This window comes from Atopobium fossor DSM 15642 (assembly GCF_000483125.1).
Lineage (GTDB): Bacteria > Actinomycetota > Coriobacteriia > Coriobacteriales > Atopobiaceae > Atopobium > Atopobium fossor.
The window spans coordinates 21,195-44,889 of sequence record NZ_KI519553.1; the positions used below are offsets into that span (position 1 = coordinate 21,195).

General features: G+C 45.1%; 21 protein-coding genes. 19 read left to right on the top strand and 2 right to left on the bottom strand.

Translation table 11 applies throughout. From position 1 onward, the window contains the following. Nucleotides 1-10 precede the first annotated feature (10 nt). The 17 genes from G469_RS08140 to G469_RS0102890 all read left to right on the top strand — a co-directional run bounded on the left by G469_RS08140 (nucleotide 11) and on the right by G469_RS0102890 (nucleotide 16,860). Nucleotides 11-928, top strand: a complete 918-nt coding sequence (locus tag G469_RS08140; RefSeq protein WP_035425356.1) for a class C sortase — start codon at nucleotides 11-13, stop codon at nucleotides 926-928. After that, nucleotides 921-1,901, top strand: coding sequence for a class C sortase (locus G469_RS08870; protein ID WP_051353727.1), 981 nt, complete (start codon nucleotides 921-923; stop codon nucleotides 1,899-1,901). Before G469_RS08140 ends, G469_RS08870 begins: the two co-directional genes overlap by 8 nt. Before the next feature lie 308 nt (nucleotides 1,902-2,209). Then, a complete protein-coding gene (locus tag G469_RS08875; RefSeq protein ID WP_051353728.1) occupies nucleotides 2,210-2,899 on the top strand; it encodes a prepilin peptidase in 690 nt (229 codons plus the stop codon). 278 nt (nucleotides 2,900-3,177) lie between these two features. Beyond that, nucleotides 3,178-3,339: a Flp family type IVb pilin gene (locus tag G469_RS09030; protein WP_084522282.1), complete on the top strand. Its 162-nt coding sequence runs from the start codon at nucleotides 3,178-3,180 to the stop codon at nucleotides 3,337-3,339. Between the two features lie 72 nt (nucleotides 3,340-3,411). Continuing rightward, nucleotides 3,412-3,576: a Flp family type IVb pilin gene (locus tag G469_RS09035; protein WP_084522283.1), complete on the top strand. Its 165-nt coding sequence runs from the start codon at nucleotides 3,412-3,414 to the stop codon at nucleotides 3,574-3,576. A 103-nt stretch (nucleotides 3,577-3,679) separates the two neighbouring features. Further along, nucleotides 3,680-4,489: a Flp pilus assembly protein CpaB gene (gene cpaB / locus G469_RS0102835; protein ID WP_028263751.1), complete on the top strand. Its 810-nt coding sequence runs from the start codon at nucleotides 3,680-3,682 to the stop codon at nucleotides 4,487-4,489. Between the two features lie 12 nt (nucleotides 4,490-4,501). Continuing rightward, entirely contained in the window at nucleotides 4,502-5,770 is a 1,269-nt protein-coding gene (locus G469_RS0102840) for an AAA family ATPase (RefSeq protein ID WP_028263752.1), read from the top strand. After that, nucleotides 5,771-7,126 carry a CpaF family protein gene (locus G469_RS0102845; RefSeq protein WP_028263753.1) on the top strand — a complete coding sequence of 452 codons (1,356 nt, stop codon included), beginning with the start codon at nucleotides 5,771-5,773 and terminating at the stop codon, nucleotides 7,124-7,126. A 9-nt stretch (nucleotides 7,127-7,135) separates the two neighbouring features. Then, nucleotides 7,136-8,062, top strand: a complete 927-nt coding sequence (locus G469_RS0102850; RefSeq protein WP_051353729.1) for a type II secretion system F family protein — start codon at nucleotides 7,136-7,138, stop codon at nucleotides 8,060-8,062. 10 nt (nucleotides 8,063-8,072) lie between these two features. Further along, on the top strand, nucleotides 8,073-8,969 hold the full coding sequence (locus tag G469_RS0102855; protein WP_028263755.1) for a type II secretion system F family protein: 897 nt from the start codon (nucleotides 8,073-8,075) through the stop codon (nucleotides 8,967-8,969). 27 nt (nucleotides 8,970-8,996) lie between these two features. Further along, the gene (locus G469_RS08155; protein ID WP_035425358.1) at nucleotides 8,997-9,362 is read left to right on the top strand and encodes a DUF192 domain-containing protein; all 366 of its coding nucleotides are present in this window, start codon (nucleotides 8,997-8,999) and stop codon (nucleotides 9,360-9,362) included. 13 nt (nucleotides 9,363-9,375) lie between these two features. Next, on the top strand, nucleotides 9,376-11,448 hold the full coding sequence (locus G469_RS08880) for a coiled-coil domain-containing protein (RefSeq protein ID WP_028263756.1): 2,073 nt from the start codon (nucleotides 9,376-9,378) through the stop codon (nucleotides 11,446-11,448). Nucleotides 11,449-11,504: 56 nt separating this feature from the next. Next, nucleotides 11,505-12,074: a TadE/TadG family type IV pilus assembly protein gene (locus G469_RS0102870; RefSeq protein ID WP_028263757.1), complete on the top strand. Its 570-nt coding sequence runs from the start codon at nucleotides 11,505-11,507 to the stop codon at nucleotides 12,072-12,074. Nucleotides 12,075-12,078: 4 nt separating this feature from the next. Beyond that, nucleotides 12,079-12,630, top strand: coding sequence for a TadE/TadG family type IV pilus assembly protein (locus G469_RS0102875; protein WP_028263758.1), 552 nt, complete (start codon nucleotides 12,079-12,081; stop codon nucleotides 12,628-12,630). Continuing rightward, a complete protein-coding gene (locus tag G469_RS0102880) occupies nucleotides 12,630-13,226 on the top strand; it encodes a TadE/TadG family type IV pilus assembly protein (protein ID WP_028263759.1) in 597 nt (198 codons plus the stop codon). Before G469_RS0102875 ends, G469_RS0102880 begins: the two co-directional genes overlap by 1 nt. Next, nucleotides 13,223-14,722, top strand: coding sequence for an extracellular solute-binding protein (locus G469_RS0102885; protein WP_028263760.1), 1,500 nt, complete (start codon nucleotides 13,223-13,225; stop codon nucleotides 14,720-14,722). Before G469_RS0102880 ends, G469_RS0102885 begins: the two co-directional genes overlap by 4 nt. Next, a complete protein-coding gene (locus G469_RS0102890) occupies nucleotides 14,722-16,860 on the top strand; it encodes a DUF7604 domain-containing protein (protein ID WP_028263761.1) in 2,139 nt (712 codons plus the stop codon). The genes G469_RS0102885 and G469_RS0102890 overlap by 1 nt, the downstream gene beginning before the upstream one ends. A gap of 130 nt (nucleotides 16,861-16,990) precedes the next feature. On the opposite strand, the gene G469_RS0102895 is transcribed toward G469_RS0102890, so the two are convergent. Further along, on the bottom strand, nucleotides 16,991-18,610 hold the full coding sequence (locus G469_RS0102895) for a glucosyltransferase domain-containing protein (protein WP_028263762.1): 1,620 nt from the start codon (nucleotides 18,608-18,610) through the stop codon (nucleotides 16,991-16,993). Nucleotides 18,611-18,861: 251 nt separating this feature from the next. Between G469_RS0102895 and G469_RS0102900 the strand changes: the two genes are divergently transcribed. After that, nucleotides 18,862-21,390 carry a ribonucleoside-diphosphate reductase subunit alpha gene (locus G469_RS0102900; RefSeq protein WP_028263763.1) on the top strand — a complete coding sequence of 843 codons (2,529 nt, stop codon included), beginning with the start codon at nucleotides 18,862-18,864 and terminating at the stop codon, nucleotides 21,388-21,390. Between the two features lie 69 nt (nucleotides 21,391-21,459). Next, nucleotides 21,460-22,518, top strand: coding sequence for a ribonucleotide-diphosphate reductase subunit beta (locus G469_RS0102905; RefSeq protein WP_028263764.1), 1,059 nt, complete (start codon nucleotides 21,460-21,462; stop codon nucleotides 22,516-22,518). 48 nt (nucleotides 22,519-22,566) lie between these two features. On the opposite strand, the gene G469_RS0102910 is transcribed toward G469_RS0102905, so the two are convergent. Continuing rightward, entirely contained in the window at nucleotides 22,567-23,559 is a 993-nt protein-coding gene (locus tag G469_RS0102910; protein WP_028263765.1) for a Fic family protein, read from the bottom strand. Nucleotides 23,560-23,695: the final 136 nt, after the last annotated feature.

Consider the following 23,695-nt stretch of genomic DNA (forward strand, 5'->3'; position numbering starts at 1 on the left):
TTGGAGGGATATGAGAAGCAGTACAAAGAAGACACTCATTGCAGTGCTCACCCTATGCCTTGGCTTGGGTATGCTTCTTTATCCATATGTAAGCAACGTTATTAATCAACGGCATCAGTCACAAGTTGCAAGCAATCAAGAGCAAACAATTGCTTCATCTGGTGAAGGTGATCTGACAGCCGAAAAAGAAAAGGCGTTTGCGTATAACGCAGCACTACTTAATGGTCGTGCAGTTGTTACGGATCCTTTTGATCAAGCAGCCTTGCGTCCAAATGCGGAGGATTATACAAATGCGCTCAACATTGCTGGCGATGGCGTTATGGCAACGTTGCATGTTCCGAGCATAGGTGTTGCCCTTCCTATATATCATGGCACCTCGGATGAAGTTCTTCAAAAAGGTGTAGGTCATCTAGAGCGCACCTCATTACCTATAGGGGGAGAGTCATCGCATTCGGTTCTTTCGGGCCATACGGGCCTTCCTACCATGCAGGTTTTCGATAAAATCGATCGCCTTAAAGAAGGGGATTGGTTTATCATCCGCGTATTGGGAGAAGATCATGCTTATAAGGTTACAAGCGTCGAGACAGTTTTACCAGAGCAGACGGAAAGCCTTACTATTGTGCCTGGCAAGGATGTGGTGACGCTTGTTACTTGTACGCCTTATGGTGTTAACTCGCATCGCCTATTAGTGCATGCGGAAAGAATTGATGTGCCCGCCGAATGGGAGGATGCACAAAAAAGCGAATACGCTCCCATAGGGTTTAGGCTTGAGGAAAATTCTCTTATTCCCTTTACTTTTATTGGTATTGCTATTGCAGTAGGCGTTGTTTTAGGTATTTGGTTACGCCGCAGTCGTGAAACGGAAGAGAAAACGTTAAAGGCATTGCAAGAAAAGCTGGCAAATAGGTGGCGCGGGCCTCATGAGTAAAAGCAAGAGTTTCTCTGTAGGACGCTTTTACAGTAGCTCTCACTCACGTAAGGCTTTGCCGTTTATTTTGAGCGGTATAGCTTTTCTTATAGGAATTACACTGTTTATTTGGCCGAGCGTACAAGCATACCGCGCACAGTTGCAATCTCGTGAGCGTATTGCAGCGGCATTGGGCCCGGCAGCGGGTGCAGATGCTGCGCCAACGGATTCCACAACGCTTACACCTCAAAAACGTTCAAAATCAGATGATGCTGCCTACGCATATTTGCTTGAGTACAACGAAAAAGTTCGTACTGGTAGGGTAAGCGCCGCAAATGATCCTTGGAGTTTAGATTCTGAATCAGAGCAGCTAAGCGATGTTGGTCTTGCGGATGGAATAGTAGGATCACTTTCGGTTCCTCGCATGGGAATCGTCACTCCTATTTATTTGGGCGCAACTTCTCAGAACATGCTAAAGGGATCTGGTGTTGTATTTGGTACATCCGCACCGCTTGGGCACGTGGATTCAAACTGTGTTATTGCTGCACATCGAGGCATGTTAGAAGGTTTCCGAAATATTGAAGATGTGCAACTGGGTGACATTCTTACTATCGAGACGCCCTGGGACTCGTTGGTATATCGCGCGGTGGAGATTAAGGTTATCGAACCCAATGATTTTGATGCTGTAAAGGTGCATTCTGGCCACGATATGGTAACGCTTCTTACATGTCATCCCTACGGGCATAACAATCACCGCTATTTGGTCTTCTTTGAGCGCGTGAGTAATGCAGGAAATGTTTTTACTACAACTCAGATTGCAAGCGCCTTTGACCCAATCTTAGTTTTGAAGCAGGCACTCACTGCTTCATCTTCGCCCGAGCTTGTTGCAGAGCGTTGGATACGTGCTATTGGAATGTTGCTTATAGTAACGATGCTCTCGGCACTCGTAGCTAATCTAGTATGGCGTTTGATAGTACGAATTGTGCATAGGTAAGAGAACTATGCATTACTAATGCTTTAACCCTCGTGGAATTGAATGAACGCTGAGGTTTTGCAGAGAAGTTCTAAGAATAAGATTAAATCTATCTATTACTCAATAATTGGTCAGTTGACTTTTTATGATTAATTTAAACATATTTTAGCTTTCTTAAAAATAAACTTACCTTTGTAAGTTTTTATCCACAATTGACGCCGAACATAGGCTATTTTTCTTCCATTAGTCAATTTTTGCTCGCTATTGCCAAAACAAGATATATAATATCCGAACCAAATTGAACAAGATTTGATTTATTGGGGGTGGCAATGCTGAAAATGCTGACACTTTGTACAGCCATGTATGGAATCGGTTTTTCGCTTTTTCTGCCACGCCTGACAGAACTGCTGGTCGATTTCAAGCAGGCACAACGCGAACGCGAGATTATTGCAGAGAACTCTAAGGCTGCATTTATTGCAGCGGGGGTTATTCATGCAATGTTCTGTATTGCGTGTGGCATTTTGTTGCCTGTACAGCTTGCTATACCAGCATTGCTTCTTGCGACTATTTGTACGGTAAGTTCATTAGTAGATAACATGCTTCGCATCATTGCTAATGAAGTTGTATTGGCAGTATTAGCTGTTGGTGTCATTTACCGTGTTTTAGAGGGAGGGTTTATCTCCCTCTTTAGTGGTCTTGCGTGTATGGTTGGCGTTGCTGCAATGTTCTTTTTAGCAATGGCAATTACAAAAGCAAGAAGTGGATCTCGTGGTGTAGGTGCAGGAGATATTAAATTGGCCATGGTGTCTGGCTTTATTGCAGGATGGCCAGCAGTAGCCTATTTTCTCATGGGCTTGGTTGTTTCATCCCTTATTTATTTTGCTGTGAAATGGCTCATGAAGAACTTTACCTTTATGTCTTATTTTCCTATGTGCTCTTTTATTTCTTTTGGGCTTGTAGCGGCGATTTTATGCCCATATATCCCAGGCTTTACACAGGTTTTTGGAGTTGCATTGTAATGTCTGTACCTAAACACACAATGAGAAGTTTAGAAATAAATCGCCTTATGAGGTTGCTGCTTGATGAAGAATCGGGTCAAGCGTTCCTAGAGTATGTTTTAGTGCTTTGTTTTGTTGCAATTATCTGTATTGGATCACTTCAAGCAATGGGGGAGGCTGCAAAAAATCCCCTCAAATTATTTGTCGAAAATCTGAGCAAACCAAGTCATCCATGATGCTCAGTTTCGAAATAGTTAGTTCTGTAGGGTAAGTCAATTGCGTCTAGAAAGGAAAACATCATGAACAACGCAATTACCTGGTTTAAGAACGAGGAGTCCGGTCAGGGTCTTGTAGAGTACGGTCTAATCATTGCTCTTATCGCCGTAGTCTGCATTGCTGCACTCGAGGCTATGGGCACTGGTGTAAGGGGCAAGTTGGAGCAGATTACTAACAAGCTCTAAGCAAAAGCATTAACAATATTCTGATAACTATGTTGTTAAATTCTATGCGTTAAAAACAGAAAGGAAAACATCATGAACAACGCAATTACCTGGTTTAAGAACGAGGAGTCCGGTCAGGGTCTTGTAGAGTACGGTCTAATCATTGCTCTTATCGCCGTAGTCTGCATTGCTGCACTCGAGGCTATGGGCACTGGTATTCTTGGTAAGTTCACTAAGATTAACGAAAAGCTCCAGTAACGTCGCATTAACTTTGGTGAAAATCAAAGGGGTCGGCAGCTTTGTCTGCCGACCCATTACTCCTTGTTTTGTTGGATATAATACGAGTATATGAGAGGCATAGATGGCCGGTATATCTGTTGATAAGAAAAAGCAGCTGAGGACTATTGCTGCCGTTTCAGCTGTTCTCATTATTGTGTTAGTCGCCTACCTCTTGGTGTTCTCGAGAAGACCTCAAAGCGGCACTAAAGAAGATGAGTCCATTCGTACCGTTGTGGTCGTTAAGAGTTCAGTCCCTGCGTATACTCAGATTAAATCCGACATGCTGGAAGAGAAAAAAGTGCCAGCGACAGAGCAAAATGCCAATGCAGTTAAGTCTATTAAGGATGCAGAGGGGTCTTACGCACTTGTGGCAATGGTTCCTGGCGAGCCAGTCTTAAAAAATCATATTTCAAGTCCTGATCAAAACGGCATGGGCTCTGGATTAGGTATTAAGCTTGCCGAGGGTACACGCGCTATGACCCTTAAAGTTGACGATGTATCTGGTATTGCTGGGCTGCTTAAGGTTGGTAACCATGTAGACATTATGTTTGCTATTAGTGCAGATAAGTCTGCTACTTCAGGAAGTATTGCTAATGAAGTTAAAAATGATACTACTGCGGTATATCTAGTTCAGGATGCCCCTATCTTGGCTTTAAACAGCAATCTTACTTCGGAAAATAGTTCTTCTGGCAGCGATGCTTCCAAGTCTTCTTCGACAAATGTTTCAGCCTATTCGGTCGTAACTTTGCAGCTTACCACCGAGCAAACTCAGCAAATGACAGCTGCAATGGCATCGGGTGGCAAGCTGTATTTAGCATTGCGTCCCCAGGATGCTGGTGATGCAACAGTGCAAACTGCTCCTATCAGCACCAGCGATATCATTCTTAATTAGTGGGAGGTCATCGTGGCAACGAACGTATATTTGTATGGTGACGAGTCCGCTTGTAAATCGGTGCTCTATCCAATTTTTACGGGCGAGGAGGACTATAAGATTGTAGGTGCTTGCTCGCGTGAAACTGACGTACTTCGCAGTGTAAGTGGCGCTGGTGCTGATGTATTGGTTGTGTATGTAGATGGCTCTGATGCGGTGCTTCGTGGTGTTCAACAGGTTTATGCGCTTAGACCGGGCATTATTATCGTAGGTATTGTTGCACAGTCTGCACTTCAGGATGTGAGAACCTTATCAGCTGGCATTCAGTATGCTTATGATGAGCGTTTGTCCAAAAAGCAAATTCTTGAGCAACTACATGTTGTGCTTACGGTAGAGCGTAGCCGTATGGAGGCCTTGTCTGGTGCTATGGTTGTTGCAGACACCAAGTATATAAGTTTTGCTTCTGCAAAAGATGGTGTAGGTAAAACTACTGCGCTGGTAAATATGGCAGTTGCATTAGCTAAATGTAACAAGAAGGTTGTAGTAGTTGACTGTGACATGCTCTATGGCGATTTGGGTTGCTACTTTGGTATTGACGCTGGTAACCACGATATTGGTGAACTTCTTCAAGAAGTGGGAGAGCCCACCATTGATGATATTCGTCAGCATTTGGTTATCCATGAGTCTGGTGTTAACGTTCTTTGTGGTCCTAGAGGTCCAGAAATTGCTGAAAAAATTAGTCCTGCACAAGTGTCACGCGTTTTGATGGCTTTGCGCGGTTACTATGATTATGTTTTGGTAGATACAGGCACGGCTATCGATGACACTTTCATTGCTATTTCTGAGGCTGTGGGAGAGATTTTGGTTTGTGTACGTCCGGATATTGCGGTACTTAAACATACCAAGACGCTGCTTTCCTTAATGCATAGCTTGGGTATGGCATCAAAAATAAACCTGATTATTTCTTTTGCAAGTCCAGATACACGTATTGCAAGTAATGATGTAGTACGCGTTCTTAAGACCAATCTTGCTTTTGAGATTCCATACGATTGGGTAGGTTGCTGTTCTGCTAACAATAATGGCGTACCCATTGCACTTAGTGCACCTAAAAATCCTGTTTCTCGTGCTGTAGTAGATCACGCTGTTCGTATGACAGGTAGTGCCGCAGCTTCTTATGGACCACGCCATAAGAAGAGTAAAAATGGATTTGGCAATCCAGCTGCTCCACCCATTACAGATGGAAGTAATCAGCAGGAAAAGGGTAAACGTCGCGGATTTTTTGGCTTGAAAAAAGGGATCTAAATGGGTCTTATCGAACGTCTTGAGCAAGCACGCACTGGTACAGTAGATATGAGTGCGGGTTCCATGAGTTTCTCGTCAGCAGATGCTCCTGTAGCAGCACCTGTTACCAATCGCTATGCCATGCTCAAGAAGAGCGTCCAAGCAGAGGTAATCAGGCAGGTTAATTCACAAGAACTTTCTGTGGATGTGGAGACCGAAGAAGGCATGCGTGAACTCATTGCACGTATCCTGATTACTGAGGCTGCAGAAGTCCCGCGTGCGGATCGTTCTGCTATTGCAGATGAGGTGTATTCTGAGGTCGCTGGTCTAGGTCCTCTTGATCGCTTGATGGAAGATACATCCATCTCCGAAATTATGGTAAATGGTCCTGATCGTGTATACATTGAGCGTAAGGGTAAGCTGATTTTGAGCAATGTTACGTTTGAAGACAATGCTCATGTTATGCGTATTTTGGATCGTATTGTTAGTAGGGTAGGTCGTCGCGTTGACGAAGCGAACCCTATGGTAGATGCTCGTCTGTTGGATGGTTCTCGTGTTAATGCCATCATTCCGCCTATTGCGCTTAATGGAGCTTCTATTACCATCCGTCGTTTCTCATCTGCACCTTTGAAGGTTTCTAACTTAATCGAAGGCGGTTCAATTAACTATGCTATGGCCTCTTTTTTGGAGGCATGCGTAAAAGGTAAAGCCAATATGGTTGTTTCTGGTGGTACAGGTTCTGGTAAGACCACCTTACTTAACATTTTATCGAGCTTTGTTTCTGGTGACGAGCGCATTGTTACTATCGAGGATGCTGCCGAGCTTCAGCTTGAGCAGGATCACGTAGTATCGCTGGAGTCACGTCCTGCTAACACAGAGGGTAAAGGCGCTGTTGTAATTCGTGACTTGGTAAAAAATGCTTTGCGTATGCGCCCTGACCGAATCATCGTAGGTGAGGTACGTTCTGCAGAGACCTTGGACATGTTGCAGGCAATGAACACTGGTCATGAAGGTTCTTTGACTACAGTTCATGCCAACTCCCCACGCGATGTTATTTCTCGTATGGAAACCATGATTTTGATGGGTGGTATCGAGCTGCCTGTTCGTGCTATTCGTACTCAGATTTCTTCTGCTTTGGACATTATTGTTCAACAGGCACGTTTCCGTGATGGTTCACGTAAGATTGTGAGCATTTCCGAGGTGCTAGGTATGGAAGGCGACAATATTACCTTGCAGGATATTTTTGTATTCCAACCCGATGGTTTGGATGCGGGCGGCCGCATTAAAGGCCATTTTGTGGCTACAGGTATCCGTCCCAAGATTTTGAAGAAGTTTGAAGAATCTGGCATCATGATTCGCGACGAGTGGTTTGTCTAGGCGGTAGCTATGGATACAATCGTCATCTTTATAATTGTTGTCTGTGCGCTATTACTAGGATATTGTGCTTATCTGTTGCGTTCTTCCAGCACAATTCTAGAACGTTTGGAAGAGATAGAAAACTCGGATAATGATAGTTATGCACAGCGCCCAGCTGATAAAAAAGAAGAGCGTAGACGCATTAAAATTAATATCCAAGCGTCTGACCGCATAAAGGAAGAAATACGTAATTCAGGTATTCAGGTACGTGTTGAGGAATTTTTGCTCTTTTGGATTACGCTATCGTTCGCCATTGGTATTTTAAGTATGTTGCTCACGCGCAATTTGCCCATGAGTGCCATAGCTACACTTGCAGCATCGGCATTGCCTCCGCTTGGTTTGCGCATTGCGCGTGCTCAGCGCTTAGCAAAGTTTGGTCTGCAACTCTATGATGCCGTAATGCTTTTATCAAATGGTCTGCGTGCAGGATTTTCATTTGAACAAGCATTAACTTCCGTTGCAACCGATATGCCAGATCCTATTGGTGGTGAATTTGCACGAGCGGTTGCAGAACTACGTTTGGGTACGCCACTAGAAGATGCTCTTGAGGGTATCTGTGATCGTACTAATAACGGAGATATGCGTCTTATGACCTCAGCAGTAATGGTTCAGCGTCGTGTTGGTGGCAATCTGTCTCAGATTTTGGATAACATTGCCAGTACCATTCGTGAACGAGTGCGTTTGCGTAACAAAATCAATTCGCTTACTGCGCAAGGTCGTATGTCAGGCATGATTATCGGAGTTTTGCCCGTAGCTATGTATTTCATTATTTCGGCGATGAATCCGAGCTATATGCAAACTTTTTTTACTTCTACATTGGGTATTGCTCTATTACTCGGTTGCGTAGTCCTTGAGCTTGTAGCATTTGTTCTTATTCGTAAGATTACAACGATTTAGGAGGTGAACAGTGGAAGGCAGTATTTTTTTCATACTCATTCTGGCTGGGGTGTATATCGTTGTATTCTTAGTACTCTCCAAGCGTTTGAAGCATAACCGTATTGCGGATCGTCTGGAGTCCATCGAACAGATGGATGCGTCAATGCTTTCAATGCCCGCAGAGACACCAAAAACGTTTTATCAGCGCGTCTTTAAGTCCTATGTAGACCGTATTGTTAAGGTGTTTGGTAATGCTATTCCGCTGGACGCCAAGTCGCAAGAGCAGTTGACTACTGATCTGCGCAGCGCTGGTGATCAACAGTCTGCTCGCGAATGGTTAGCTCAACGCATCTTGTTGGCCCTTATTATGGGTGCAACGGGCTGGGTATTTTTTAAGCCATTAGTTGGTATTACATTTGCATTGGCTGTATATGTTCTCTCTCGTTTTATTCTTAAGGCACGTATTACGGAGCGTAGAAATCAAATTGAGATGGACATGCCAGGCTCACTTGATCTTCTTAGCTCTTGTGTAACAGCCGGTTTGGGTTTTGATCAAGCACTCCAACATGTTGTAAACCGTACGAACGGTCCACTTTCTGATGAGTTTAAAACAACACTTCGTGAGATTTCTTTGGGCGGCGCAAGACGTGATGCTTTGGCTCATCTATCCGAACGTTGCGGTGTTGAGCCCATGCGTAACTTTGTAACTGCTGTTAATCAAGCTGATAAACTTGGTGTTCCTATTGCTAACATTTTGGTAGCCCAGTCAGTTTCCATCCGTGAATATCGTGCCTCGCAAGTAGAAGAGCGTGCGGCAAAGATGCCAGTAAAGATGATGCTTCCTCTTGTAGTTTGCTTGCTGCCATGCCTATTGATTGTTCTTTTGGCACCGGCGGCTCTCAATATTATTGAAACGTTGCACCTATAGAACAAAAAGGAGAGTGATGCGCGTATCATGACCGTTTGCGTTACCAACAACGAGAAGACCTTTAAGGTCCAGGTAGAAGAGGCTAAAAGTTTTGGCTCTCGTCTGCGTGGTCTTATGTTGCATAAACCGGAAGATGTTCACGGTGGCTTGCTGCTGTGGAACTGTTCGTCGGTTCATTGCTGCTTCATGCGCTTCTCTATAGACGTGGTATACGTGGACCGCAATATGCGTGTGCTCTATAAAGAAGAAATCAAGCCGTGGGGCCTCGGCAAGCTTGTGCGCGGGGCAAAACACGTGCTGGAGCTGCCTGCTGGTAAGGCAGCGTATATAAGCGTAGGAGACACCTTGACAATGGAGTCAGCTGCGCAAATGACGTGCTTGGATGCAATCTAGAAAGGGGTGCGATATGGATAATACGGCTCGCACAATGGAAGATATGCAGAATAATGGTATGGCTAATATGCCATCGGGACAGTTTGATACGGCTGTCTTAGAGGATCCTGAGAGTTCGTGGTTTTTCTCGACACCCGAGGAGTTTGATGTGAGTAAGCTTTCTGATGATGGACGTCATTCACACATGAGTCTCATTGATACATTTGCCAGTGCTTTTGACGAGTCTACCGTAGATAAGTTTTCTACTGGCGATTCTGCCGAGAAGCCCTTTGGTCTTGCAGGAGACAACGGAGTACTGATTTCTGGCGGTGTTCCTACTGCAGATGCGGCTCCTGTTTCTTACTTTGATCCCGCTGCACGTACGGAAGCATCCAATGGTGTTATCGATAATAGTCCTATGAGCTCGATGACCAGTGCTGCTCCTGTAAGTGTTGAGCCTGATGCAGGTGTAGGGACAGGTATGCCTGATTTTAATGTTCCTTCATTTGATCACGATGAGATTTCCTTTTCGGGTCTTATTGATGAGCAGGGTCAGCCCACTGTAGATCTTCAGAGTGTATTGAAGCGTTCTGTTCTTGGAGGTTATTCCAAGGCCAGTGTTCATGATTTGATTGACGAGATTTCTAATTCCGATGCTCAGCTGCGCGCTGGTCTTGAGCGTCAAATTCAGGATCTTTCTCGTGAGGTTGCCAGCTCTACCAGCGAGTGCAAGCTTTTGCGTAGTCAGATGGAGCAAATTGAAGAGCGTCGTGCAAAATTAGAAGCCTCTTTGTCTGATACGTCTGCTCAGCTTGATGCTGCTCGCGACCAAAGCGAGGACAAGGTTGAACAGCTTGCTGCTGTTCGCTCTCAATTGGAGCAGGCAATGGACATGAAGGAAAAGCTTGAGCAGGGGATTGCGGAGCTTGAGGCTCATAAACATGATGCTGTTGCTCAAATTAATCAGCTCAAAGATGAACTTAATCGTGTTTCTAATGAACTTGATCGCGTGTCCAATGAGCTTAATCGTGTGTCTGAAGAGCGTGATAGTGCTTTGAGTCGTCTTGAAGCAATGTCTACAAACGTTGACGACAATGCGGCTTTGCTTAAGGACGCGCAAAGCAAGAATTCCGAGCTCGAACAGCAGATCGAAGCTCTTACAAGTGAGCTATCTGCTGCACAGGAGCAGGTAGCTGGACATGCAGAGCTTATCGATAAGGTCGAGCAGACGGTACGTGAATGCAACGAGTTGTCTGACCATATTGACGAGCTTTCCCAGGTAAATGCTGACCTTATGACCCAAAATAATGAGTTGGCTGGTTTGTGCCAGGACTTTGAGGCCGAGCGCGACACCCTGCTTTCCCGCGCAACTGCTGCCGAGAATGTTGCGGCTTGCGCACAGGATGAGGTTGCTACCGCTCGACAGGTTGCGGCTCGTGCCCAGGATGAAGCAGCTGCTGCTCGCCAGCTTGCCGCTCGCGCTCAAGACGAGGCTACTGCTGCTCGACAGCTTGCAGCTCGTGCACAGGATGAAGCCACGGCGGCTCAGGCAGAAGCTACCCGTGCACAAGAGGAGGCAGTTGCTTCTCAAGAGCGTGCTGCAGAGTACGAGGCAGCACACAGGGCAATCCATCATCGTTGCAATGAACTTACTGCAACGCTGGATGCTGCAAAACAGCGTTATGAGACTTTGCTTGTAGAAATGTCAAAGACTCGTGCGGATAACGAGAAGCTTACCAAGGCTTTGGGCGAAGCCCAGTCTATGAATAATCGTTTGTCTGCTGCATTTGCCAAATCTTATAAGGTTATTAGTGCACTTATGGGTGAGTTTGATGCTGTTTGTGCTTATGCAGATCACGCAGTATCCAACACGGCTGACACTGTTTCTGTTCCAGAAAATGATTATGCTGTAGCCCCTAGCTCTGATTCCACCATCGTAGATGGTGCGCCTAAGCATTTCTGTGATGGGGATGACGTCCCTGCTCAGATTGAGGCCGAGCATGCAGATACTCCTTCTTTTACGCTTGTGAACGAGAAGAATGTTGAGCCTGTAACTCACAAACTGAGTGCAGAAGAGTATTTGCGTCAGCGCAATCCTCAGCACTAGGCTATGGCATCTGTATTAATGATCTGTACCTTACTACGCCCTAAAGGAGGGAAGTCATGAACGTTACAACAAACAAGCGTAATTACGTTCCCGCGTGCCTGCGCGCTCCCTTGCGTTTTATTGCACGCGGTGAAGAAGGTCAGTCCTTTGTTGAGTTTGCTCTTATTGTCTCTGTTATGTGTCTTCTCGCCTTTGTGCCTATTGATCTGGTTCGCTATGCCTCACTTCGCATGGCGCTTAATGATGCAACGGCAGCGTCTCTTTCCAATGTAAATTATGAGTCGCTTACCAATGGTACCTATCAGGATAATATCAATGCATCCTTAAAGGCTGCCGGGCAAGGCAAGCTTAACGACCTTCATGTGGAATCGATTGATCTTGGAGCTGCCGGGCAAGAGTCCTACACCTATCGCGTTTATTCATCGGATAAGGAACAAGAGGGCAACTTTAGTAATCGTTTTGAAGATCGTCCATCCAACTATAGCTACCAAACCATTACGGTACGCACGCAGTGCCAAGGTAGGGCTATTACCCCACTTGGTGCGCTGTTTACAGGTGGCATGGATTGGACTATTACCAGTGATTCCATGAGCCGTAATGTATACGCCAGCGGATATAAGGAGTGATACCATGCAAAAATTCGCAGCGCTCCTTCGCAGAGCTTCTCGGCAAACTCGTCGTGAAGATGGTCAGGCTGTATTAGAGTTTGCCCTAGTCTTTCCTTTGTTTGTACTCCTCATCTTTGCCACCATTGAGCTAGGTTGGGTGGGTTATCAGCATGTAAGTTTTGACTATGCCTGCAGCCATGCTAACTGGGGTTACGTTAAAGATGAGTATAAAGACGCGGGCGACTATGCAGATCAAGCTCCTACCGAGCTGAGCAGTGGCGTAGATACGGTGTTTAAGAAAGCCGTTACGGATTCTAGCTGGTTCGGGATGGATGCGTCTAAGATTGCTGTCACCGATGCACATGTAATACTTACAAGTACGAGTAGTACATTTAATGTGCCTAATTACGATAAAAAGGCGCAAGATGCTACTCAGTACACACGTCATATGCATGCTCATGCAACGATTAGCTACCAGGTAAAACCCCTGGTTGGGTTCTTTGTTACCGAGCATGCGATGGAGCGTACGGTAGATTACGACCAAATTATTGGCCAGCAGAGGCGGAGCTACTAATGAAGTTTGGATTGCAAAATTTGCGCCGACTAGGCGTACATAAAACAGCAGCCCAGGCTCAAGATGAGCGTGGTGACGTGCTGGTAATGTTTGCTGCTGCTCTTGTGGTTATGATCTTTTTTGTGGGTCTTGCTATGGATGCTAGCGTAGTACTTATGGCACACAGCCGCCTAAACGGCGTTTGCCAGCTGGTAGCACAGGATCGTTTGACTTATCAGGATACGGTTCGTTATAGCGAGCAGCCGGGCAGCGATTTTTCTAAGTGCATCATACAAACATTGGGTGCTAACGGTTTTACTGACAAGGGTGAACTTTACTTCACTGAGGATACGCGTTCCGAGAATAAGCGTCATTATAAGGCACGTATTGTCCTTCATGGAAGCTGCGATACCCACTTCCTTAAACTTTTTGGCTTAAAGAAGATTGATTTTGCGGCACAAACAGACTTTGATGATACATATGGCGAGCCCAACGACAATGTTGTTTGGTCTCCCTCGGTTCCTGCATCGTCTTATTCTGGTCACTATACCTTTACCGACGGTGCAGTTACAGGCTTTAATGCAGGTAAGCTTCCTGATGGATGGACTATTGCATGAGTGCTCCTACCCAGCGCAATGCAAGTATGGGTGCCTATCGCAAGCAATACGAGCAACAGCGCAACCGTCACATAAAAGAAATAGTTGCCGCGTCCGTAGCCGTTGTGGTTGCGGCGCTTGTTGCTTTTTCCTTCTTTAATGCCGTAACCATTGTGGTGCCTCAGTCTTTGGGTGGTGCCATGTTTCCGGTGTCGCTTAAGTATGGTTTTACACATTTAAGTGTGGTACACGTACGTACGGTTCCAGATGAAGAACTTACCAGCACTACTCTTGCAGATGTTATGAAGCGTGAGGGCGCTACGCTGTGCATTTGGCCTAATTCCATTAATGACGGTTTAGGTACTACAGACAATTTAGGTGATCTTAAAGAGGTAGCAGCTAAAAACTATCACCGCTTTATGGTTATGCCTTACTCCACTGCGCTTAAGCCTATCGAGGATGCTGCTGATGCTGCAGCTTCTACAGATGCTGCCTCCGATGCGGAAGAGACAAGCTCCTCATATGATAAGGGAATAACCAAGGGAGAGTCCTCGCTTAACTATGACGAACCCGATGGTGCAGAGGCTACGATGAAAGCAATCGAAGCCGCGGGTGGTATTCCTTCTGATGAAGACCTCAAAAATGGCACCGTAAAAAGTAAGGAAGAAGACCAGGCTCTGGAAGTTCAAAAAGCCGAAGATGCTAAAAAAGAAGCCATCAAGGCTGGTGACTCTTCTGCTTATGCACCTGAGTTTTGGGGTGTAGCCAGCATTCCTCTAGTAGGTAATGTAAGTGCATTTATTTATAATCCTGATGCCTTTAGCAAGGCAGAGGCCATTATCCCCCAGACGAGTGAGGGGGTGGTGGCAGTTGGTCATACTTATCCCGAACTCTTCCCTCAGGGTGTAGGCATGTGGGCTGCTTCCGACAACACCATTGCATCGTTGGTATATCTTACGGATTCGCTTGACCAAGGTGATTTGGACTGGTCTGTTGCAACTCAGCGTTACATAAGTGAGCTCTATCTGTGGGAAGCTACCACTGCAGATGATACAACTATCGCTCCTGAGGTTACTTCGCTTCCATCCCGTGAAGAGGTTCTAAACTCGTTTAAAGATGGTAAGCTTGCTGGGTTTATTGGTAGCTCACAAGAGGCAATGGAACTTACAAAGCAGGGTGCTAACTGCGCATTTATAACTATTCCAGGGCCTTCTGACGATAACCCCGCAGTATTTTATCCACGTTATTCTGCGTCTATTTTGCCTGAAGTCGGCGCACGCGAGCTGAATCTTCTTAACTGGTTGTTGGAAGATGATGCTCAAGCTTCCTTAGCACACGATACCAACTGCCTGCAGGCTGCCTATAATCCTGACGAGAATACCACTAAGCCTGCCAATATTTCTTTGCAGCATAAGGCGCGCATTAGCTTGCTGGAGCGTGTGGATGAAGAAGTACGTAAGACATCCATTGATGCCGCCAACAATGCCATCTCCCAACTCAAGGAGGAGGATTCCTGATGTTTAGCCGTCGCTCCGTGTATCCGGTCGTTTTAAAACTTGTAGCTGTATGTGTCCTTGCAGTTGTGGCAGGATTGGCTGGTATTGTGCCGGTTCAGCAAGCATTTGCTCGCGCAGGTTCTACGTTGAATGTCGAGGTTGTGATAGACAACTACGATGAGTTGTCTGATCAATCAAAAAACATAGTCGACAGCAGTGGCTTTTCCTATGATTTTAAGTTCTTTACACGCAGGCAGAGCATATCTCGAAATGTCAACGGTTTTATCCCAGAAGTGGATAATACATCAAGCTTGCAGCTTAAGCGTGGTGCAAATACGATTTCAACTCGCAGGTATGCTCACTACTTCTTTGTAACACCTAATGACCATACTAGTTCTCGTATTAGTTTTTCAAGTATGGAGTTTGGTTCTGGAGCATCTCAGTATTCATATCCAATGACTCGAAATGGCAGTAACTGGGATCTTCCTGGCTATGGTCAGTTCACGAACTCTAGCTATACGGGTACTATCAAGTTGCATTTCCGTTATAACGAGGAACTAGGCCCCGTTAAGCTTCCAAAGCCAGATATTGCTATTAACACAACCAAACAAATTGACTACTTGGGTGATGGTAACCCTAATGCGGATACTCAACGTAAAGGCCCTAATGATTACCGCACCTATTTATCTGCGCAAGCAGCAAATAATTCAAATTTCCCTAAGTATCGTCGTAAGAATTTTATTATTGTGACTGATGTTTCAGGTTCTATGAATGAACGCTATTTACATGGTTCCTCTGAGACTAAAATGGGTTCGCTCAAGCGCAATCTTTCCATGATGGTTAATAAGCTTGGTACCTTTGACCCTAGCAATACGTTTTCAATTCTTGCCTATGCTAATTCGGTACAACCAGTTCTCAATAAGGGAAGTTATAGGCAAGCAGAACATGCAATTAGGAATCTTCAAGCCGGTGGTGGTACCAACACAGGTGGTGCTTTGGTGGATGCACAGCGCTATGTGGATCATAGTCCCGATGTAGATAACGTTTTACTATTGGTAACGGATGGTCTTCCCACGGAAATACCCTATAACCATTTTGGAGCGAGTTATGGTGGTTATAACAATTCAGTTGATGTTGTATTTCCAGCAACGCAGCTGTTGCTTAGCCAAATTCAAGGTATTGACTCGCTCTATTCCATCTTTATTGGTTCTGGCCGAGGTGGATCGGTGTTGCAGTCTATTACCCAGGGTATTACCACGCGTGACGAGAAGGCTGCTTTCTCGGTAACTAGTGATGCTGAGCTGAAGAACATGTTGGATTCGCTCATGATTCGCCTGAGAAATCCCGAGGTACATATCACTATTTCTGCTCAATTAAGTGAAGACGTAAGCCTGTATGGCGACTCCTACAAGCTTGTTGCAACTGGTGCGGATGGTACTACGCGCACGCTTAATTACGGCGTAGATTACACTGTAGCTTATGATGGTGCTACCCGTACGATTACGGCTACCATTGTTAATAAGGTTAACGAGGATACTAAATATCTCTTCTCGTATGACGAGCGAACATCTACGGCGGCTATTAAGAAATGGCTTGCAGCTAATGAAACCTATCCTCATGTGGGCGATGCAGATACTGACTACGATTTGTCCAACCCCACCTCTACCGCCAAACCTGGCTTCTATGATGTAGATAAGGCAGAGGCGCAAGTTCAGTTTGTGGCTCAGGATGGTACCTCCACGGGCGAGACCTTTACCTATCCAAAGCCGGTTGTACAGGTGTACTTCAAGCCTACCAATAAGGGTAAAGTAAGCGCCCACGTTATTCTGTACAACATGAAGTTGTCTCCCAACATGTTCATGTTTGATCTGTTGAATTCAGAGGGCAATGTGATTGAGCAGGCAGGCAATGACCTTGAGGGTAATGTCTACTTTAACGATATCCCGTACACACGTGAGGGTGTATACGTGTACACTATTCGCCCCTCTATTCCCAAACCAGGCCAAGCTGGCTTTATCGAGAATATGCGCTTTGATGATCATACGGTTCCCGTTAAAGTCACGGTAGAAGTTAAGGATGATGACTTCTCTACCTCAGTAGAGTATGACCCCGATAACGTTTATCACGAGAGCTATGGTCTGAAGGGCGTTGTGAACTAACACTTCTTATCACGAAGTGCTTACTGACCGGTGGTTTTCTCGTTACGGTTATTAAGAGGCAAAAGAGCTTCATCAGAGGTAATGTAAAACAGAGCAGGTTGCTTACAAAGGCAGCCTGCTCTGTCGTTTATTAATAGGTACATAAATAAGCGGTATTGCCCTCAAATACAAGTTGTTCATGTACGTTAAAACGATCCCAATCCCTGTCTTTAAAGTAACGTTCGTTTACTTCGGCAGGAACAGAAACATTGGTAAGCTCCGTGCCGTTCATGTAATTGATGAGATAGTAGTACGAGTAAGGAACGGTTAAAATCCTAGCACCCAACTCATAGTTGCCATAGCGTACCTCAGAAAAGAAGCCGGTTGGGTTTTTATCCTCAGTCAGACCAATTTGGGTGACCTGGATACCACTTTGATTCTCATAGTTGCGGATGGCAGCGCCAATAGCCAGAGCTTGTGTGCGGTCAGCCTCGTTGGAAATGTACACGTCCTGAACAATGTCCTGAATGGTTAGGGAAGTGAGTATCAAAAGCGCCATGAGAGCAGTCTTAAGAATGGTAGGCAAGCTCAGCAGGTAGTTGCTTTGCAAGGTGTCCTCATTGTGCCAAGTTACCAACACAAGCAATGAGAGCCCAGCAATAAATGACCAAACAGCTATGTTGCTGCGTGGTGTCAGAAAAATATGAGACTCAATAAGATGTGGCGCAAATGCTGCCAGATACGATAGTACGGTCGTTACAGCAAACAAATTTTTTGTCTGACGAGAAGTGCCACGTAAAATGCGTACTACGCATAGGATAAGTACGATCATAAAAAGTAAAAGTGCACCAGGGGCAAAAAGACCATCCACATTCCAATACAGCTTTACTTGATATGCAATGAGCGCAAGCAAGTTCTTGAGGATGTTTAAGGGCGATAGGTCTGCACCACGTCCAGAATCACCAATAATGTTTAGGCTGAGTAGTATTTTGACGGCTGCAATATTAAAAACTGCACCAATTCCAGCACTTACGCAGGCAGTGATGCCACGCTTAATGGCAGCCTCATCGTCTTTCTCGGCAAGGTATTGAGCAAAGCTACCAAAGAGTACAAGCGTTACATAGATACCAACAAAGCTCTGGTATGAGCCCAGTGCAATAATGAGTAAAACGACTGATCCAAGCTTTGAAGCTATGCTACGAGCAAAAAATAGCTTGACCGAGAAGCCCAGGGTAACAATTCCCACTGCGGTTGGCAAAGCAACTTCTGGGAAGAGAATAAGATCTGTATGAAATACATTAAGCCAACTCAAAGATGATACGACGGCAAGCAAAAGCTTAAGACCAAGCTCGCCGGATTTGGTGGTGGCGGGTTTGCAGAGGCCATAAAATGTGAGCGTAACCACATACGTTGCGATTGCACAGCCAAGGATCCAAAAAGGAATAAGTGCACGCTGGCATAGGATGACGCTAATGCCCAACGTATCGGTTGCATAAAAAATGGCAAAGTTGGTATAACGACCAAGTGAGAGATGCCAATAGGGGGCAATGTAATCTATAAGTTGGTATGAATCGGTTGAAAAGTGATTGCGCCAAAGTAAACAGAAAAACACGAGGGTAAACGTAGTTAAAATAGCAGTAAACAGAAGTCCATTACTATGATTGAGCGCCCTTTCAAAAATCGCTTGTTCAGAGGAGCTAGTCCTCTTAATATCTCGTGCCGCAGAAGGGCGAGCCGTTGGTTGTATAGTTGCATGTTTTGGATTGTGCATAAAAACCTCGGTACGATTGTTGTGCTAAAAATGCGTAGATATTCTACGTTTATGGATGCGTTTCATCTTGTTTTTATTCATTATCTACGCATCATTATGCGCTTATGTGCAAGTATACGTAAAACTAAAAAAGCCGCAAAAATAAATGTTGGTTTTGTTCTAACATTTAGGTCACACTCAACCACAATATCTGGTATGTTTATAGAGCTTCAACCACAATATATTCTACTCATACTACGTCTGAGGTCTACATGAACATTGTTAAACGCAGCGGCGCAACTGAGCAATACGATGGTCAAAAAATCATTCGCGCTATGCAAAAGGTTTTTACAGCTACATCTGAGCACGTTAGTCAGGCAGAGCTCAAGCAGCTGCTAGCTCAAGTGGAGACTCGTGTAGCACAGTCAACAAATCCTGATGAGCCAACGGTAGAGCTTGTTCAGGATTTAGTTGAAGAAGTGCTTATGCGTGCTGGTCATTTTGCACAGGCAAAAAGCTACATCCTCTATCGTTCTAAACGTTCCGAGTTGCGCTCCCAGCGTTTGGAGCTTATCCGCCTTGCGGGAGATGAGGATCTACTTCCCGTCTTGCTGGATATCGAGAAGGACTTTGAGCAGGAAATATACCCTCTGGATATCTGGACTTCTCGCTTTGAAGGTTTAGTTAAGCCAGAGATGGATATTGCTCAGCGTTTGGATACCCTTGCACGTGCGGCAGCAGAGTTGTGTGATCGTGAAGCTCCCCAGTGGAGCTACATTGCCGCGCGCATCATGGCATTTGCTGCTCATAAAGCTATTGCACAAACGGTAGAGGCTCGTGGCATTTCTAACTTGTATGACAAGATTCAGCTGCTTACAGATGCAAATTTGTATGGTGGCTACATTCTGGAAAACTATAGTCGCGAGGAAATCTTGCAGGCACAAAAGCTTCTGGATAATTCTAGGGACAAGCTGTTTGATTATGCTGGTTTAGATTTGGTGTTGCGTCGCTATGTTATCCACTCTCATGAGGGCGAAATTTTGGAGACACCACAGGAAATGTTCTTGGGGGTTGCGCTGCACCTGGCCATGAAAGAGAAGCGCGATGTTCGTTTGTCTTGGGTGGCCAACTTTTACAATATGCTCAGTAAGCTGGAAGTTACCATGGCAACTCCTACGCTTTCTAACGCCCGTAAGCCTCATCATCAGCTTTCCAGTTGCTTTATTGATACCGTGCCAGATTCCCTTGAGGGTATTTATCGTTCTATAGATAACTTCTCTCAAGTATCCAAATTTGGTGGTGGTATGGGTATGTACCTGGGCAAAGTCCGTGCTTCCGGCGGCAGCATTCGAGGCTTTACCGGTGTTGCGGGTGGGGTTATCCGCTGGATTCGCGTTATTAATGATACGGCGGTTGCTGTAGACCAACTTGGTATGCGCGCTGGTGCAGTGGCTGTGTATTTGGATGCCTGGCATCGTGACCTACCAGAGTTTTTGCAGATTCGTACCAATAATGGTGACGACCGCATGAAGGCGCATGACGTATTTCCCGCTGTGTGCTATCCAGATCTATTTTGGAAGCTGGCTCAAGAGGATATGTCTCAAGAGTGGCACCTTATGGACCCGCACGATATTCTCACCATTAAGGGCTATGCGTTGGAAGACTACTTTGGTGAGGAGTGGGAGCATCGTTATCTGGAGTGTGTGGCAGATTCACGTATTGCTAAGCGCAGCATGCCCATTCGTGAGATTGTACGTTTGATTATTCGCTCTGCAGTGGAGACGGGCACTCCTTTTGCCTTTATGCGCGACACGGTTAATCGAGCTAATCCCAATCCCCAGGCAGGTATTATTTATTGTTCTAATCTGTGTACAGAGATTGCTCAAAATACCTCTTCTATGGAGACAGTCTCGCGCGAGATTATTACCAGCGAGGGCGATACGGTGGTGGTTACTACGGTTCGTCCGGGTGATTTTGTGGTATGTAACCTGGCCAGCTTATCTTTGGGCAACATCGATTTGGATGATACACAACACTTACGTGAGCTTACTCATACTGTGGTTCGTGCATTGGACAATGTTATTGATCTTAACTTCTATGCATTACCGTATGCCAAAATTACTAATCGTACATATCGTTCCATAGGCTTGGGAGTAAGTGGCTACCACCATATGCTGGCTAAACGCGCTATCCGCTGGGAGAGCGAGGAACATCTAGCGTTTGTGGATCAACTCTTTGAGGACATCAATCGTTTTGCTATTGAAGCTTCTTGTGATTTGGCTGCCGAGCGTGGTTCATATGGCAAATTTGAGGGTTCTGACTGGCAGACGGGTTCTTATTTTGAGAAGCGCAACTACGTGGGTGTCCAATGGGATGAACTTCGTACTAAGGTGGCCACTAACGGTATGCGTAATGCCTATCTACTTGCTATTGCTCCCACAAGCTCTACGTCTATTCTCGCAGGTACAACGGCTGGTCTTGACCCCATTATGCAAGCATTTTTCTTGGAAGAGAAAAAAGGCATGATGCTGCCACGTATTGCACCCGAGCTTTCCCCGGCAACGTATTGGTACTACAAGGCTGCTCATGCCATTGATCAGCACTGGTCTATTCGTGCCGCAGCAGTGCGTCAGCGTCATATAGATCAGGCTCAATCCATGAACTTATACATTACCAACGAGTTCACCATGCGCCAGGTATTGGACTTATACCTTGATGCCTGGGCCCGCGGTGTAAAGACTATTTATTATGTGCGCTCCAAATCTTTAGAGGTGGAGGAGTGCGAGAGCTGCGCATCGTAAAGCAAGGACGGCAGCCCTTTTATACAAGCATGTAATTGTGAATACTACAGTCTACGAATCGGAGAGAGCATGACTGTTGATAAAAACATCAGGTTGGAACGTAAGCCACTATTTAATCCGCAGGGTGACATTGATGTGCGTGATCGCCGCATGATTGGTGGCAATACTACCAATCTGAACGACTTTAACAACATGCGCTATCAATGGGTAAGCAATTGGTATCGCAATGCTATGAATAACTTTTGGGTTCCCGAGGAGATTAATCTTGCTCAGGACATCAAGGATTATCCTTTGCTATCCGAGGCAGAGCGGACCGCTTACGATAAAATCCTCAGCTTCCTTGTGTTTCTCGATAGTCTGCAAAGTGCTAATCTCCCCAACGTAAGTAGCTATATTACGGCTAATGAGGTCAACTTATGCTTGGGTATTCAAACATTTCAAGAGTGTGTTCACTCGCAGAGCTACTCGTATATGTTGGATACCATTTGTTCTCCCGAGAAGCGCAATGAGATTTTGTATCAGTGGCGCGATGATGAGCATTTGTTAGCTCGTAATACCTTTATTGGAGATCTGTACAACGAGTTTTTGGCAAAGCAAAGTCCCCGCGCACTACTGCGCGTATGTATGGCCAATTATATTCTTGAGGGTGTGTACTTTTATTCCGGCTTTATGTTCTTTTATAACTTGGCACGTAATGGAAAAATGCCTGGTAGTGCTCAAGAAATACGCTACATCAATCGTGACGAGAATACACACTTGTGGTTATTCCGCAATATTATTTCTGAGCTTCAGCGAGAGGAACCTCAGTTATTTGATGAGCAATCCATTGAGGAGCTGCGTGCAATGTTGCTAGAAGGTGTGCGTCAAGAGATTGCTTGGGGTCGCTATGTCATTGGCGATAAGATCCCTGGCCTGACGGGTGATATGGTAGAGGAGTATATTCGCTATCTAGGTAATCTACGCTGGAGCGGTTTGGGCTATGGCCAGTTGTTTGATGATGTGTCTGGCGAGCCCGAGGGCATGGAATGGGTTTCTCAGTATTCCAGTGCAAACATGGTAAAGACGGACTTCTTTGAAGCGCGTTCTACGGCATATGCTAAGTCTACAGCTCTCATAGATGATCTATAAGATTGTGGGCTGACGGTTTTAAATACAGCACATGCGTATAAACCAGCGTTACTGTTTAATGTAGCGCTGGTTTTTGCTTTTTGGCTTATCAGGAATAGTTGGGGCAATAAGACCAAGTTTAAGTGCGGGGTTTAAATAGCTCATTCTTAAGGTATTTCTTGCCTTTACATGTACAAGTTCCATAAGCTGCGTGGGACTATAAGAAACCCCGTACTCCATCACTTGAAGCAGGGTAGAAACCTGTTTGGGTAATGATGTAGTAATGCGGCTGCTTTGTGTAAGAAGTTCCTGCAAGATGTCATTAATTTGCTGCAGCATAAATTCAATAAATACATCTGATGATCCGTGTACATGACATTGTGCAATTGCGTCATAGTATTCAGTTTGAAATTTAGCAATCTGGCTCTCAAGAGGTAAATATTCAAAAAAAGAGTTCCAATTATTGAGAAGTACGGTATGCCACAAACGAGCAATTCGCCCATTACCATCGGAAAAGGGATGAATAAAAACAAATTCATAATGAAAGATGGACGCCATAATAAGAGGGTGAACGATGTCTTTATTGTTACTCATCCAAGTAAATAGTTGCTCCATAAGTTGAGGAACAAAGTGTGGTTGTGGTGCCATAAAAATGCAGGTATCACCATTAAAAACTCCTTCATTGCCCATACGGAACTTTCCAGCATCAGATTGAAGATTCTGAGCCATCAAGCTATGTGCCTTTTTTAGATCGTGCAATGAGTAGGGGTTGTAGGAATTAATAAGCTCATAGGCAGCATAAGCATTCTTAACTTCTTGAATTTCCCGCGCTGGCCCAAGGACAAGATTGCCAGCAATAACATCTTTAACCTGGTCAATAGTAAGAGAGTTAGCCTCAATGGTCAAAGAGGAATGAATTGATTTAATGCGGTTGTTTTTACGCAGATGAGGATGCGTGTGTAAGCTTTGATATATTTCGAGTTTGCCGACCTTCTCGCTAATGGAAGTTGCAAGCATCATCATGTTGGGTGTGATGGAGTACGGTGGCTGATAGTTTTTCATATCGACTCTCTCAAAATATCATACTCAATATCATACTCAATATCATACTCAATATCATCCCTAGATTCGAGCTTCTTCGAATGTGGTCAAAAATAATTTTTGAATAGTCTAGAAATAAAGCCCAGATGAAATAACC

Excerpts from the sequence above, each read along its gene's own strand:
- G469_RS0102885 (WP_028263760.1), top strand. The coding sequence starts at position 13,223 with ATGAGTGCTCCTACCCAGCGCAATGCAAGTATGGGTGCCTATCGCAAG.
- G469_RS08880 (WP_028263756.1), top strand. The coding sequence starts at position 9,376 with ATGGATAATACGGCTCGCACAATGGAAGATATGCAGAATAATGGTATG.
- G469_RS0102870 (WP_028263757.1), top strand. The coding sequence starts at position 11,505 with ATGAACGTTACAACAAACAAGCGTAATTACGTTCCCGCGTGCCTGCGC.
- G469_RS0102910 (WP_028263765.1), bottom strand. The coding sequence starts at position 23,559 with ATGAAAAACTATCAGCCACCGTACTCCATCACACCCAACATGATGATG.
- G469_RS08870 (WP_051353727.1), top strand. The coding sequence starts at position 921 with ATGAGTAAAAGCAAGAGTTTCTCTGTAGGACGCTTTTACAGTAGCTCT.
- G469_RS09035 (WP_084522283.1), top strand. The coding sequence starts at position 3,412 with ATGAACAACGCAATTACCTGGTTTAAGAACGAGGAGTCCGGTCAGGGT.
- G469_RS0102900 (WP_028263763.1), top strand. The coding sequence starts at position 18,862 with ATGAACATTGTTAAACGCAGCGGCGCAACTGAGCAATACGATGGTCAA.
- G469_RS09030 (WP_084522282.1), top strand. The coding sequence starts at position 3,178 with ATGAACAACGCAATTACCTGGTTTAAGAACGAGGAGTCCGGTCAGGGT.
- G469_RS08875 (WP_051353728.1), top strand. The coding sequence starts at position 2,210 with ATGCTGAAAATGCTGACACTTTGTACAGCCATGTATGGAATCGGTTTT.
- G469_RS0102895 (WP_028263762.1), bottom strand. The coding sequence starts at position 18,610 with ATGCACAATCCAAAACATGCAACTATACAACCAACGGCTCGCCCTTCT.
- G469_RS0102880 (WP_028263759.1), top strand. The coding sequence starts at position 12,630 with ATGAAGTTTGGATTGCAAAATTTGCGCCGACTAGGCGTACATAAAACA.
- G469_RS08140 (WP_035425356.1), top strand. The coding sequence starts at position 11 with ATGAGAAGCAGTACAAAGAAGACACTCATTGCAGTGCTCACCCTATGC.
- cpaB (WP_028263751.1), top strand. The coding sequence starts at position 3,680 with ATGGCCGGTATATCTGTTGATAAGAAAAAGCAGCTGAGGACTATTGCT.
- G469_RS08155 (WP_035425358.1), top strand. The coding sequence starts at position 8,997 with ATGACCGTTTGCGTTACCAACAACGAGAAGACCTTTAAGGTCCAGGTA.
- G469_RS0102845 (WP_028263753.1), top strand. The coding sequence starts at position 5,771 with ATGGGTCTTATCGAACGTCTTGAGCAAGCACGCACTGGTACAGTAGAT.
- G469_RS0102875 (WP_028263758.1), top strand. The coding sequence starts at position 12,079 with ATGCAAAAATTCGCAGCGCTCCTTCGCAGAGCTTCTCGGCAAACTCGT.
- G469_RS0102890 (WP_028263761.1), top strand. The coding sequence starts at position 14,722 with ATGTTTAGCCGTCGCTCCGTGTATCCGGTCGTTTTAAAACTTGTAGCT.
- G469_RS0102850 (WP_051353729.1), top strand. The coding sequence starts at position 7,136 with ATGGATACAATCGTCATCTTTATAATTGTTGTCTGTGCGCTATTACTA.
- G469_RS0102905 (WP_028263764.1), top strand. The coding sequence starts at position 21,460 with ATGACTGTTGATAAAAACATCAGGTTGGAACGTAAGCCACTATTTAAT.